Raw genomic sequence first — 13,277 nt, 5'->3', positions numbered from 1 at the left:
GGCGGCGTCGGCCAGCGCGTCGCTGGTGTCGCTGCCCGTGCCCGTCACCGAGCCCTCCTCGCCAGGCAGGGCCAGCAGGGCGAGGTAGACGTCATCGGCGAACCCGACCCGGACCGACGGCGTGCCGATGGCCTGGCCACCGAACTGGAACCGGTTGAGGGCAGGCGTGAACACCCCGTCGTCGTCGACGCGCACCCGCGCCTGGACCACGACCTTCTCGGGACGCTCGACCGTCTCGACCCCGAGGTAGGTGATGCGGTGACCGGCCACGACCGCCGAGTCGCCGGGCGAGAGGCGGAACTCACCCTGGTGGGCGAAGCTCTGGCTGGCGGCGAAGGCGACGGCGATGATGACCACGCCCAGGTGCACGATCATGCCGCCGTTGGCCCGACCCACCAGTCCGCGCCACCCCTGGCGCCGCGTGGCGAGCACGATCTGGCGGAGGGCCGAGCCAGCGGCCAGCCCGCCGAGGAAGAACGCGACGAGTGGGGCCAGCCCTCGGGCGCCGATGACCACGGCGAAAACGAGCGAGGCGGTGGCCACCCACATCGGCCAGTACAGGCGGTGGCGCAGCAGCTCCCCGCTGGCCTTGCGCCACGGGAGCACCGGGGCGATGGCCATGAGGAACAGCAGCGTGAGCCCGATGGGCATCGTCATGCGGTTGAAGTAGGGGACGCCCACCGAGATGCGGTCGCCGTTGACGGCCTCGACCAGCAGAGGGAACACGGTGCCGAGGAGCACCACGAAGGCGAAGGCCGCGAACAGGAGGTTGTTGGCCATGAAGGCGCCCTCGCGCGACATCGGCGAGTCGATGCGCCCGGGCGACCGCAACGTGTCGCCCCGCCAGGCGATGAGGCCGACGGTGACCGCGACGATGAAGGCGAAGAACCCGAGGATGGCCGGCCCGATGCCGGACTCGGTGAACGCGTGCACCGAGTCGAGCACCCCCGAGCGCGTGAGGAAGGTGCCGAGGATGGTGAGCGAGAACGTGGCGCACAGGAGCGACAGGTTCCACACCCGCAACATGCCGCGGCGCTCCTGGACCATCACCGAGTGCAGGTAGGCCGTGCCGGTGAGCCACGGCAGGAACGAGGCGTTCTCCACCGGGTCCCACGCCCAGTAGCCGCCCCAGCCCAGCACCTCGTAGGACCACCACGCCCCGAGGACGATGCCGACCGTCAGGAAGCCCCAGGCGAACAGGGTCCAGCGCCGGGTCTCGACCAGCCAGCCCTCGCCGAGGCGACCGGTGGCCAGCGCGGCGATGGCGAAGGCGAAGGGCACGGTGAACCCGACGTAGCCCAGGTAGAGCATCGGTGGGTGGAAGGCCATGAGGATGTGGTTCTGGAGCAGGGGGTTCGGGCCCGGCCCGTCGAAGCCCGGCCCGGGGTCGAAGGGCAGGAAGGGCTTGGCCACCGTGACCATCAGCCCGAAGAAGAAGATGCACACCACGAACATGGTGAGGTTGGCCCAGCCCACCAGCGGGTCGGTCTGGCGGTGGCGGAACTTGCGCATCATGGCCATCAGGTAGCCGGTGAGCACCAGCGCCCAGAGCAGGATCGAGCCCTCGAGGGCCGCCCAGAGGGTGGCGAAGTTGTAGATGGCGGGGGTCTTCGAGCTGCCGTTCTCGGCGACGTAGGCCACCGTGAAGTCCCGGGTGATGAGGGCGCGCTCCATGACCGCGAACGCCACGAGGGCCCCGAGGAACGCGAGCAGGGCGTAGCTGCGGCCCAGCACGAGCAGCTTGGGCCGCTTCTTGGCGAGCCCGACCGCGAGGGTGCCGGCACCCAGCACGGAGGCCCCGAGGCCGAACAGCAGCGCGGCCGAGCCGAGAGCGACGTTCATGGCCGCGTCACGGGTTGCCGGACTCGGCGGCGTCGCCCCCCGACGACTCGTCGGGGCCGGACGGCGCGGACGACCCACTGTCCGTGACGCCGTCGGCGGCCGGTGCGTCGACCGGCTCGACCCGGTCGGGGTTGTCCTCGGCGTAGGACGAGGAGTGCTTCACCATGATGCGGTCGGAGGCGAAGTGGTCGCCGTCCCAGTTGCCCTCGAGCACCACGGGGATGTTGGGCTGGAAGAGCTCGGGCGGGTCGCCTTGGTGGACCACGTCCACCTCGGCGCCGCCGAAGAACACCACGAACTCGACCCGGTCGTCGGACTCTTGGACCGAGCCCTCCTCGACGGTGCCCTGGAGGCGGAAGCGGTCGTCACCCAGGTCGTCCTTGTTCGCGACCGCCTCGTCGACGTTGTAGAAGAACAAGGTGGCCGAGCCGAGGCTCTGGGCGGCGATGAAGATCAGGGCGGCGACGACCACGACGAGGGCGAGGATCACGGGCAGGCGGCGCTTGCCCCGTGCCCGTCCGGCGCGGGGCGTGAGGTCGACCGGGGGGAGGTCCTCGTCGGACTCGTCGGCGGTGGCCGACGGCGGCGGGGGCGGTGGGGTCAGAGCCATCGACGGTCCTCCGGGGGCACCTGGCGGCTGAGGCGGCGGCCCTTGACGATCACCCAGACCGCGTAGAACGCGGTGGAGCCGAGGACCAGGGCGTAGGAGACGGCGACGTAGCCGGCGTGGCTCATCGCTCCTCCCCCGTGCTGACGAGCGGGGCCGGGTCGGCGGCGGCCGCGGCGGCCGGGGTGGCGGCCGCGCCACCCGCGGCCTGCGCCTCGGCGCGGCGCTCGGCGATGGCGACGTCGAGGCCCTGGTCCTCGACCTGGGCCTCGAGGTAGGCCACCCGGAAGCGGTGGACGAGCAGCCAGAGGTACACGAGCAGGAACACCACCATGCCGAGCATCAGGCTGAAGAGCATGAGGCCGTCGATCTGCGGGTCGAGGCGGGTGATGGTGGGCCCCTGGTGCAGGGTGCGCCACCACACCGTGGAGTAGTGGACGATGGGGACGTCCACGAAGGCGATCAGACCGGCGATGGCCGCCCGTTTGGCCCGGACGTCGGGCTCGGCGGGGATGCGGCGCACGGCCAGGTACCCGAGGAAGAGGACGAGCAGCAGCGCCGTGGTGGTGAGGCGGGCGTCCCACACCCAGTAGACGCCCCAGGTGGGACGGCCCCAGAGCATGCCGGTGACCAGGCAGAGGGAGGTGAAGACGACGCCGATCTCCGCGGAGGCGCCGGCGGTGAGGTCCCAGAACTGCGACTTCTTCCACAGGTACATCACGCTGCCGAAGGCCGTCACCCCGAAGGCGAGGAAGGCCACGATGGCCACCGGCACGTGGACGTACATGATGCGGACCGAGTCGCCCTGCACGACGTCGGGGGCGCTCCACACCAGCCCGAAGGCCAGCAGGGCGGCGATGCCGACCAGGCAGAGGATGCCGAGCACCCGGGTGAAGGCCGACCCCGTGGCCATGGGACCGGCGTCGGTGGCCGCCGGCGTCGGATCAGTGGTGGTCATGACTCCTCCAGCAGGGGCCCGAAGGCGAGCACCCCGAACACGGTGTAGACGGCGGCGAAGACGGTGAGCAGGACGCACCACGACCAACCTTCGCCCGTGGTGCCGGAGAACGCAGCCTCGAAAGCCCGCGTCGCCCCGATGAGGACGGGCGCCGCAACCGGCAGGAGCAGGAGCGGGAGCAGGGTCTCCCGCACCCGCAAGCCGGCGGCGAGCACGCCGTAGAGGCTACCTGTGGCCGCCAGCCCCGCGGTCGCGGCCACGCAGGTCGCCGCGAGCAGCCCGATGCCCGAGAGGTCGGCGTTGTAGAGCACGACGACACCGACCAGCAGCACCACCTCGAGGGCCAGCAGCTCGGCGGCGATGGCGGCCGCCTTGCCGAGGAAGATGCCGGCGGGATCGAGCCCCGACAGGCGCAGGGCGTCCCGGTTGCCGTCGGCGGCTTCCACCGAGAAGGCCCGCGACAGCGCCAGCAGGGCGGAGAACAGCACGGTGATCCAGTAGAGGCCGGCGGTGGCCCGCTCGAGGATCCCCCGATCGGGGTCGAGCGCGAACGCGAACAGGATGAGGACGAGCACGGCGAACGGCGCCACCTGGTTGGTGGCCACCCGGGAACGCCACTCGAGGCGCAGGTCCTTGCCCGCCATGAGGGCGGCGTCACGGAACACGGGCGGCCTCCCCCTCGTCGGCCGGTTCGCCGGCCGCTTCGGGCGCGGGGTCGTCGCCGGCCACGCCACCGCCGGCGATGTGCACGACCCGGGGGGCGAGGCCCTGGACCCGCTCGAGCTCGTGCGAGGCCATCAGCACCGTGGCCCCCGCGGCGGTGGCTTCCCGGATGAGGCCGTCGAGCAGGTCGCGTCCGTCCTGGTCGAGGCCGGCGTGGGGCTCGTCGAGCAGCCACAGCTCGGGCCGTCGGGCGACCAGCACGGCGAGGGCGGTCCGTCGCCGCTGTCCGGCCGAGAGGCGACCGACGGCCACGTCGCGGAGGCGCCCGTCGAGGCCGAGGCGGGCCATGGCCCGCTGGGCGTCGGCGGCGTCGGCACGGACGGCCTTCGCCCAGAAGGTGACGTTGTCGGCGACGGTGAGCTCGTCGTAGAGGTGGGTCTGGTGGCCGAGCAGGCCGACATGGCGGCGCACGGCCTTGCGGTCGCGGGTGAGGTCGTGGCCGAGGACGACCGCGGTGCCCGACGCGACCGGCGCCAGGCCCGCGCACAGCCGCAGGAGGGTGGTCTTGCCGGCGCCGTTGGGGCCCTGCAACACGACGGTCTCGCCCCGCCCGACGTCGAGGTCGACGCCGGCGAGGGCGGGGAAGCGCCCGAGCAGCGAGACCGCGGCGCGGAGGTGGACGACGGGATCCATGGGGCCAAGGGCAGGCTACGGAGGCCGCGCTCACACCAGCAAGCGCAGCGCCAGGGGTCCTGAGCGCACCACCGGCGGCAGAGATGGGACTTTCGCCCCTGCCGGGCCGGATCGCACCCCCGTACCTTCGCCCCATGGCTCGAAGGAGCACGGCACAGGGGACGGCCTCCGGGGGGACCGGGACCCGCCGCGTCCACGCCCGCCGGCGCGTTGCGCCGTCTCCGCCGCGATCCGCCGTCGCCCACTCCCACCCGGGAGCGACGTGATGCGCACCAGCCTGCACGTCCTGCTCGTGGGGCCCGATGCCGACGCGATCGGTGAGGCGACGCTCGCACTCGCCGGCGCCGGCCACACGGTCAGCCACGTCACCGCCGAGAGCGGGGTGCCCTTCCGGTGGCCGACCGGGGACCGGCACTCGTTCGATCCCGACACCGTCGACGTCGTGGTCTCGATCCCCGGCCACGCCCTCGTCGGGGTGCCGTGGTGCGAGGAGCGAGTCCTCACCCTGACCGAGAGCGGCGTCCCCCTCGTGCTGGCCGGCACGCCCCTCGCCAGCCCCTACACGGCCTGGGCCACCAGCTACACCAGCCCCGGCGCCGACCTCGTGCTCGTGGTCGAGGACGCGGTGCGCCAGCGGGCCGCCCAAGCCGACGTCCTCCCCGAGCACGACCACGACGACCACGTCTCCCGCACCGTGTTCGACCCCATCGACTTCGAGCAGAGCGGCGGCGAGCCCCTCACCCGGGCCCGGTGCCTCGCCCTGCTCGGCACCGCCAAGGTGGGGCGCATCGGCTTCACCGCCGGAGCCCTGCCCGTCGTGGTGCCCGTCGACTACCGCCTGTGGCGCGACCGGGTGGTCTTCCGCACCGCCGAGGGCAGCCGCCTGCACACCGCCACCACCGACGCCGTGGTGGCCTTCGAGGTCGACGCCCTGGGCGCGGACGAGCCCTGGGGTTGGAGCGTCACCGTCACGGGCGTGGCCCGTGACGTCTCCGGCCTGGTCGACGCCGCCGACGCCGCCCGCGCCGAGCTCGGCTTCGAGCCCGGGGGCTGGTGGGCCCACGGCGCCCGTGACCGCTACCTGGCCGTCCCCACCGACGTCGTGGCCGGCTGCCGACTCCCCGCCCGCACCCCCGCCGCCGCCCGCACCTGATCGGCGGCGGCGCCGCCTACGACAGCGGGACCTGCCACTCGGCGCGGGTGCCGCTCGGGACGGCGGGCAGGACGAGGAAGCTGCCGCCGTGGCGTTCGGCCCGGTCCCGGAGGTTGCGCAGGCCGTGGCCGGCGGCCGCGAGGTCGTCGGGGAGGCCCACGCCGTCGTCGACCACGCTGAGGCTGAGGGTGTCGTCGACCACGTGCAGGTGGATGTCCACCCGGGAGGCGTGGGCGTGGCGGGCCACGTTGCTGAGCGCCTCACGCACCGCCGAGAGGAGGTCGATGGCCACCGAGCCCTGCACGGACGCGTCGATGGGGCCGTCGAAGGTGACACGGGGCTCGAAGCCGAGCGGGCCGGCGGCCTCTCGGCACAGCGACATCACCTCGGCGCGGGTGCCGTTGACCGTGCGCCCCCGGGACGACTCGAGGCCGAAGATGGCGGTGCGGATGTGCTTGACGGTGAGGTCGAGATCCTCGACCGCCGCCTCGATGCGCTCGGCCACCTCGGGCACCTCGGCCTTGCGGATGGCGCCCTGGAGTGAGAGGCCGGTGGCGAACAGGCGCTGGATGACGGTGTCGTGCAGGTCGCGGGCGATGCGCTCGCGGTCCTCGACGATGGCGGCCTCCTGCACCCGGTTGTGGAGGCGGGCGTTCTCGATGGCCACGCCGGCGGCCACGGCCAGGCCCACCACCAACAGCTCGTCCTCGCTGGTGAACTGCTCGCCGGAGGCCTTGTCGGTCAGGTAGAGGTTGCCGAACACCTCGTCACGCACCCGCAGGGGGACGCCCAGGAACGACGTCATGGGCGGGTGGTTCGCGGGGAACCCGTAGCTGTCGGGGTGCTGGCTGAGGTCGCGGAGCCGGAGCGGCTCCTTGTCGACGATGAGCATGCCGAGGATGCCGTGCCCCTTGGGCAGGTGCCCGATGGCTCGCACCCCCTCGTCGGAGAGTCCGACGGTGATGAACTCGACCAGCTCGGTGCCGCTCTCGTCGAGCACGCCGAGGGCGGCGTAGCGGGCGTCGGCGAGCTGCGCGGCGGCGGCCACGATGCGTCGCAGCATGGCCGGGAGGTCGAGATCGGTCCCGACGGCGGCGACCGCGTCGAGCAGCTGCTGCATGCTCGACGGCGCCGTGGGCCTGGACACGTCGAGAGGTTACGACCACCGTCACCGCGGGCACGAACGCAGCCAACCGCCGCGAACCGGGCCGAACGGGCAGACTGTCCGCCATGACCGTCCGTGTCTTCCTGCTCGACGACCACGAGGTGGTGCGCCGGGGACTCCGGGACCTGCTCGAGGCCGAGGAGGACTTCGAGGTCGTCGGCGAGGCGGGAACGGCCGAGGAGGCCTACGGCCGCATCCCCGCCACCCGGCCGGACGTCGCCGTGCTCGACGTGCGCCTGCCCGACGGCGACGGCATCGAGGTCTGCCGCGAGATCCGCTCGAAGCACCCCGAGATCCAGTGCCTGATGCTCACCTCGTTCGCCGACGACGAGGCGCTGTTCAGCGCCATCATGGCGGGCGCCGCCGGCTACCTGCTCAAGCAGGTGAAGGGCACCGACCTCGTCGGCGGCATCCGCCGCGTGGGTGCCGGCGAGTCCCTCCTCGACCCCGCGCTCACCCAGAAGGTCCTCGAGCGCCTGCGCACCCCCGAAGACGACGAGCTCGCCGGCCTCACCGCCCAGGAGCGCCGCATCCTCGACCTCATCGCCGAGGGCCTCACCAACCGCCAGATCGGCGAGCGGATGTACCTCGCCGAGAAGACGGTCAAGAACTACGTGAGCAACCTGCTCTCGAAGCTCGGCATGAGTCGGCGCACCGAGGCCGCGGTCTTCGCCGCCCGCCTGGCCGAGCGCCGCGAGCGCGAGCACCGCGACTGACGTGACCTTCGCCTCTGCGGCCTTCTGGCCGGCGGGGCGATGATGGGCCGGTGACCGAGCCGGCCGCCCGCCCACCGGCGCCGCCGGGTCCGCCGCCACCCGCGGCGGTGGCCGAGACCCACATCTCGACCGTGCTCTTCGACGGCGACCTGGCGGTCAAGCGCTACAAGCCGGTCCGCACCGACTTCCTCGACCACACCACCGTCGAGGGTCGACGGGTCGACTGCGAGCGGGAGGTCGCCCTCAACCGCCGCCTGGCCCCCGAGGTGTACCTGGGAGTGGCCGAGGTGCGCGGGCCCGAAGGAGAGGTGTGCGACCACCTGGTGCTCATGCGCCGCCTCGACCCCGCCCGCCGCCTCGCCACCCTGGCCCGCGCCGGCGGCGGTCACGACGAAGTGGTGGCGGTCGCGCAGGTCATGGCGGAGTTCCACCGGCGAGCGGACCGGTCCCCCGCCATCGAGGCGGTGGCGACTCCCGACGCGCTCGCCGCCCGGTGGGAGGCGGACCTCGCCGAGCTCGCGTCCACCGGGTTCGGCGCCGAGCGGGGCGATGCGCTCGCCGCCGCGGGCGACCTGGCCGAGCGCAGCATCCGGGCCCGCCGCCCGATGCTCGAGCGCCGTGTCGCCGGCGGCCACATCGTCGACGGCCAGGGCGACCTGCTGGCCGACGACATCTTCTGCCTCGACGACGGCCCCCGCATCCTCGACTGCCTCGCCTTCGCCGACGAGCTCCGTTGGGGCGACGTCGCCGCCGACCTCGCCTTCCTGGCCATGGACCTCGAGCACCTCGGCCGTCCCGACCTCGCCACCACCCTGTGGCGCGCCTACGGCGAGGCGGCCGGAGAGCACCCGCCCGCCGCCCTCACGGACCTGTACGTGGCCCAGCGGGCCGTGGTGCGGGCCAAGGTGCACGCCCTACGGGCCGACCAACTCCCCGCCGAGGACGCCGCCCGCACGGACGAGGAGGCGACCGTCGACCAGTTCCTCGCCCTCGCCCTCGACCACCTGCGCCGCGCCGAGCCTCGCGTCGTCCTCGTCGGCGGTGGCCCCGGCACGGGGAAGTCGACCCTCGCCCGAGGCATCGGCGAGGCGCACGACTGGGTGGTGGTGCGGTCCGACGACGTGCGCCGCGAGCTGCTCGGTCGCAGCGACGGGCAGGGTGGGGACAGGGCACCGGACGCCATCGAGCAGGGCGGCTACGCCCCCGACGTCACCGCCCGGGTCTACGACGAGGTGGTGCGGCAAGGGCTGGCCGCCGTCGGCGCCGGCGGATCCGTGGTGCTCGACGCATCATGGCGCACCGCCGCGAGCCGACGTGCCGCAGGCGCGGCCGCGGAGGCGATCGGCGCGCGGGTCACCTCGATCCGCTGCGTGGCCCCGCCGGAGGTCTGCCGGGACCGGGTCGCCCGGCGGCTGGCCCGGGGTGACGACGCGTCCGAGGCCACACCGGAGGTGGCGGACTGGATGGCGGCGCGCTTCGAGCCGTGGCCCGAGGCCATCGAGATCGACACGTCCGGCCCGAAGTCGGCCGCCCTCGACGCGACGATTCCGACCCTCGGACCGTCACCCTCCGACGTGAGGTGACGGCCCGAGGGCCGAGAACGGTTGACCCGCGGCGGCCTACGCCGCCTTGCGGACCTGGTCGTAGGCCTTGCGGGCGGCGCTGCGCAGATCGTCGGTGGCCTTGGTGAGGCCTTCCTTCAGATCCCCGGCGGCACCCGCCGCGACCTTCTGCACCTGCTCGCCGCGGCCCTGGTTGCGGTCGACGGCCTTCTCGGCCTCGTTCTTCAGGGCGAGGTAGGAGTTCTCGAGCCGCTGGACCAGGTCCCGCAGCTCGTCGCGGACGTCCAGGCGACCCAGGTCGGCCTGCACGACCAGCTCGTCGATCCACTGGCGCCACTTGGCCAGCTGGGCCTCGACCTGCGCTCGGATGTCATCTCCGTCGGCGTCCACCGTCTCGCGCTCGAGATCCTCGAGCTCGGCGGCGAGCTCCTCGTTGTTCGTGGTCTCGGTCATGTGGTCAGGGTCGCGCCGGGCGGCGGCCGGTGGAAGGGCCGAAGGTCACGGTCACGATCACGGTGGCGCCGGCGCTCAGGCGCGCCGGACGTCGATGACGGGGATGGTCGGCTCGATGGCGCGCACGGCGTCGGCCACGCTGACCGCCACGGCGTCGGACTCGGGACCGGTGAGGGAGTCGGGGAGCCTGAGCTCGACCTTGAGCTCGTGCGCCGAGCGCCGGGTGTGCACCTCGACACCGTCCACGTCGTGGCCCCGCTTGGCCAGGAACCGGCTCGCCTCGGCCCGGGCGGCGTCGGAGAGCCGGGAGATGTCCGAGGCGGCGGCCGCCTCGCAGGCAGCGACGAGGTCGCGCTCGTCGACCGCCACCGTCGACCACCCCTCGAAGGGGTTGGGCCCGGCGGGGCCGGCCACCACGAGCGGCACGTGGCGGCGCAGGGCGCACACGGCGCCGTCCTCGCGGGCGGTCGGCTGCTCGGGCGGGCCGGTGCGCACGGTGAGGGCGACGTCGATCCCACCCTCGACGGGGCACCCGCCGGGCTCGAGGCCGGCGCAGGGGAAGGCCGGGCCGTCGTCGGCGCGGCAGCGCACGACCTCGTGGCCCGCCTCGACGAGCTGGCGGGTGGCGGGCAGGGCCGCCTCGGCATGGGTCTCGGTCACGAGGATGCGCATGGATCTTCCCCCTCGGGTGGCGAACCCTCCGAGAATGCCCGGGCCGTGCCCTCCCGGCCTAGGGCCGAACGTCCCATCCGCGGCGCACGCGCCCTCGCGTCCCCCGTGCCCCCGGGTAGCCTCGCCTCCCTATGGGCCGAGCGCGCAGGGTGGTGTCCCCGTGAGGCTGGCCAAGGCCCTCTCCCGCATCGGCCGGGTGCTCATCACCGCCGGCGTGCTCATCCTGGCCTTCGTGGCCTTCCAGCTCTGGGGCACGGGCATCCAGACCCGCCAGGCCCAGAGCAGCGCCGAGAGCGAGTTCGAGGCGCAGGCCGCGGAGTTCGAGCAGACCGGCACCCTCGCCGGCGGCGACGAGGAGCCGGGCGCCACCACCACGACCGCGGCCGGCGGGGCCACCACCACGACGTCGGCGCCCACCACTGCGACCACCGTGGCCGGTGGGTCCGGTGCCACCGAGGGCGATCAGGTCATCCCCCCGCCTCCGGCCACCGGCGGACTCGTGGGCCGCATCCAGATCCCGTCGATCGGGGCCGACTGGTACTTCTACGAGGGCGTCGATCTCAGCATCCTGAAAGACGGCCCGGGCCACTACGAGGGCACGCCGATGCCCGGCCAGCCCGGCAACGCCGCCATCGCCGGCCACCGCACCACCTACGGCGCCCCCTTCAACCGAGTCGACGAGATGAAGTCGGGCGACGAGATCATCGTCACCTACGTCACCGGCGCCGAGTTCACCTACAGCTACCGCAGCACCGAGATCGTCACCCCCGACCGCACCGACGTGCTCCAGGCCAAGGACTTCGACGAGGACGGCGAGCTCGACAACATGCTCACCCTCACCGCCTGCCACCCGAAGTACAGCGCCCGCGAGCGCATCATCATCCGGGCCCGCCTCGAGGAGGCGCCCGTGCCCATCCCGCCCGGCCAGCGACCCACCCGCACCGAAGAGGTGTCCCTCGACGACGCCGAGCAGACCGAGCCCGTCTCCAAGGCGCCCGCCGTCCTGTGGGGCCTGGCCGCCGCGGCCATCTGGCTCACCGCCTACTTCGTGGGCCGGGCCTGGCGGAAGTGGCCCGCCTACCTGATCGCCTTCCCGTTCTTCGCGGTGACGCTCTACGTGTTCTTCGAGAACTTCTACAAGCTCCTGCCGGCGGGCTTCTGACGATGCGACGTCCCACCCTGTCCGTGCTCGTCGCCGGCCTGGCCCTCGGGACTGCGTTGGCGGCTGGCGCGTGCGCCGACACCGACCCGCCCACCTGGCTGGAACAGCTCGGCGCCCCCACCACGACCACCGCGGCCCCCGCGGCGACCACCACCACGGTCGCAGGGGGCGGTCCGGCCACCACCTCGGCCGCAGCCACGCCCATCACCGACCTGGTGGCGGGCGACTGCGTCGACGGGTCGGCGTTCTCCGCCGACTCGACCGGCGAGGCCACCGAGGCGCAGGTGGTCGACTGCGCCGCCGCCCACGACGGCGAGGTCGTCGGGGTCATCACCTACACCGAGGGCCCTGAGGTGGCCTTCCCGGGCGCCGACCAGGTGGCCGCCTACGCCGACGAGCAGTGCGCCATCGCCTTCGAGGCCTACGTCGGCGTCGCCTACGGCACCTCCCCCCTTTCCATGGTCTCCCTCTGGCCCACCGAGGCCTCCTGGTCCGGCGGCGACCGCGAAGCCGTCTGCGTCGCCTTCGACCCCGCCGCCCAACTCACCGCCACCGTGGCCGGAAGCGCCGCCGGCGCCTGACCCCCGGCGGCGGCGCCGGGACCTCCCGGCGCGATCCCGAGTCCGACGCCGGACTCCGAGGGGGCTCGCACGAGCGAAAGGCGGCGACGACGGGGTCCGGCCGAGGCGCCGATCCCACCCTCCGTGCCCACGAGGCCCGCGCCCCTCGAAGTCGAGGCAATAGCGCGCGCATACCGCGCGCTATTGCCTCAGGTTCGGAGGCGACCCTCGAAGTGACCACCCAGCGTGACGCCACGGCCAGCGGAGAAGCGGAAGCGGCACCAACCGACGAGCACCACCGAGCAGTCGCCCCCGCCCCAAAGGAGTCCGAGGACCGAGATCGCACCCGCCGTCACGAAAGCAGAGATGTTGCGCCGCCCGGACCAAGGACGTCGCACGAAGGGCGCCAACCGCTCGAGCCGCGCGCCGGTCGCCTCGGCCCCCAAGGAGCCCGAGGACCGAGATCGGCACCACCCGCCAGGAAGGCGATGGCCGGCGGCCGGCGCCTCCCGCGGGAACGGCACCAACCGACGGGACCCACCGAGCGGTCGCCCCGACCCCAAGGAGCTGGTGACCGAGGCCGGCCGCCAGGGGTCGCCCGGAGGCGGAGGGGTGGCGCCGCTCCGAGGGTCCGCTGGACCGGGGCGCCCGTCGGCCCCGCTCGACCCGCGCCGCCCGAGACCCAAGGACCGAGCCCGCCACGGAGGGCCGACGGCAAAGCGCCCCGGGCCAGTGGAAACGGAGCGGGGACAGGACCCCGCAGCCGCAGGGCGACGGGCGCTAAGCCGAATCGATCACCAGCACGACGTCGCCCTCGTGGATCTGGTCGTCGGGCGCCACCCGGATCTCGGTGACCGTCCCGGCACACGGCGCCAGCACCGGGATCTCCATCTTCATGGACTCCAGGATGACGAGCTCGTCGCCCTCGGCGACGACCGCTCCGACCTCCGTCCGCACCTGCCAGACGTTGGCGGTGATCTCGGCCTCGACTTCGGTCATGGAGCGACTCCCGTTCCTGGGTGCGGTCCCATTAGTGTGCTCGGACCGTCCGTCACCCGCTGTCTACCAGCT

14 protein-coding genes and 1 pseudogene are annotated in these 13,277 nt (G+C 73.4%); 5 read left to right on the top strand and 10 right to left on the bottom strand.

The window, feature by feature from the left end:
• Positions 1–75 precede the first annotated feature (75 nt).
• From JNK12_21965 to ccmA, 6 genes and pseudogenes are all read right to left on the bottom strand, one after another.
• Positions 76–1,842, bottom strand: a pseudogene (locus tag JNK12_21965) (heme lyase CcmF/NrfE family subunit).
• A 7-nt stretch (positions 1,843–1,849) separates the two neighbouring features.
• Positions 1,850–2,452: a cytochrome c maturation protein CcmE gene (locus JNK12_21960; GenBank protein ID MBL8778611.1), complete on the bottom strand. Its 603-nt coding sequence runs from the start codon at positions 2,450–2,452 to the stop codon at positions 1,850–1,852.
• Entirely contained in the window at positions 2,443–2,577 is a 135-nt protein-coding gene (gene ccmD / locus JNK12_21955; GenBank protein MBL8778610.1) for a heme exporter protein CcmD, read from the bottom strand. The genes JNK12_21960 and ccmD overlap by 10 nt, the downstream gene beginning before the upstream one ends.
• Positions 2,574–3,407, bottom strand: a complete 834-nt coding sequence (ccsA, locus tag JNK12_21950) for a cytochrome c biogenesis protein CcsA (GenBank protein MBL8778609.1) — start codon at positions 3,405–3,407, stop codon at positions 2,574–2,576. Before ccsA ends, ccmD begins: the two co-directional genes overlap by 4 nt.
• Complete coding sequence (locus JNK12_21945) at positions 3,404–4,072, bottom strand: heme exporter protein CcmB (GenBank protein ID MBL8778608.1); 669 nt, start codon at positions 4,070–4,072, stop codon at positions 3,404–3,406. The genes ccsA and JNK12_21945 overlap by 4 nt, the downstream gene beginning before the upstream one ends.
• Positions 4,062–4,763, bottom strand: a complete 702-nt coding sequence (gene ccmA, locus JNK12_21940) for a heme ABC exporter ATP-binding protein CcmA (GenBank protein MBL8778607.1) — start codon at positions 4,761–4,763, stop codon at positions 4,062–4,064. Before ccmA ends, JNK12_21945 begins: the two co-directional genes overlap by 11 nt.
• A 265-nt stretch (positions 4,764–5,028) precedes the next feature.
• On the opposite strand from ccmA, the gene JNK12_21935 reads away from it, so the two are divergent.
• Complete coding sequence (locus JNK12_21935) at positions 5,029–5,916, top strand: pyridoxamine 5'-phosphate oxidase family protein (protein MBL8778606.1); 888 nt, start codon at positions 5,029–5,031, stop codon at positions 5,914–5,916.
• 16 nt (positions 5,917–5,932) lie between these two features.
• Here the strand turns inward: JNK12_21935 and JNK12_21930 are convergent, their stop codons facing one another.
• On the bottom strand, positions 5,933–7,063 hold the full coding sequence (locus JNK12_21930) for a GAF domain-containing sensor histidine kinase (protein ID MBL8778605.1): 1,131 nt from the start codon (positions 7,061–7,063) through the stop codon (positions 5,933–5,935).
• Positions 7,064–7,146: 83 nt separating this feature from the next.
• On the opposite strand from JNK12_21930, the gene JNK12_21925 reads away from it, so the two are divergent.
• Positions 7,147–7,797: a response regulator transcription factor gene (locus tag JNK12_21925; protein MBL8778604.1), complete on the top strand. Its 651-nt coding sequence runs from the start codon at positions 7,147–7,149 to the stop codon at positions 7,795–7,797.
• A gap of 50 nt (positions 7,798–7,847) precedes the next feature.
• Entirely contained in the window at positions 7,848–9,380 is a 1,533-nt protein-coding gene (locus JNK12_21920) for an AAA family ATPase (GenBank protein ID MBL8778603.1), read from the top strand.
• 36 nt (positions 9,381–9,416) lie between these two features.
• Here the strand turns inward: JNK12_21920 and JNK12_21915 are convergent, their stop codons facing one another.
• Entirely contained in the window at positions 9,417–9,812 is a 396-nt protein-coding gene (locus tag JNK12_21915) for a hypothetical protein (protein ID MBL8778602.1), read from the bottom strand.
• A 75-nt stretch (positions 9,813–9,887) separates the two neighbouring features.
• Positions 9,888–10,484 carry a hypothetical protein gene (locus tag JNK12_21910; GenBank protein ID MBL8778601.1) on the bottom strand — a complete coding sequence of 199 codons (597 nt, stop codon included), beginning with the start codon at positions 10,482–10,484 and terminating at the stop codon, positions 9,888–9,890.
• A gap of 160 nt (positions 10,485–10,644) precedes the next feature.
• On the opposite strand from JNK12_21910, the gene JNK12_21905 reads away from it, so the two are divergent.
• Both JNK12_21905 and JNK12_21900 read left to right on the top strand, forming a co-directional pair.
• Positions 10,645–11,646 carry a class E sortase gene (locus JNK12_21905; GenBank protein MBL8778600.1) on the top strand — a complete coding sequence of 334 codons (1,002 nt, stop codon included), beginning with the start codon at positions 10,645–10,647 and terminating at the stop codon, positions 11,644–11,646.
• A 2-nt stretch (positions 11,647–11,648) separates the two neighbouring features.
• On the top strand, positions 11,649–12,227 hold the full coding sequence (locus JNK12_21900; GenBank protein MBL8778599.1) for a septum formation family protein: 579 nt from the start codon (positions 11,649–11,651) through the stop codon (positions 12,225–12,227).
• A gap of 759 nt (positions 12,228–12,986) precedes the next feature.
• Here JNK12_21900 and JNK12_21895 read toward each other — a convergent pair.
• Positions 12,987–13,205, bottom strand: coding sequence for a biotin/lipoyl-binding carrier protein (locus JNK12_21895; protein MBL8778598.1), 219 nt, complete (start codon positions 13,203–13,205; stop codon positions 12,987–12,989).
• Positions 13,206–13,277: the final 72 nt, after the last annotated feature.

The sequence above is a fragment of the Acidimicrobiales bacterium genome (assembly GCA_016794585.1).
Classification (GTDB): Bacteria; Actinomycetota; Acidimicrobiia; order Acidimicrobiales; family DATDAH01; genus JAEUJM01.
The sequence above is the reverse complement of the archived record's forward strand: the minus strand, read 5'-3'. Positions and strand labels throughout refer to the sequence as shown.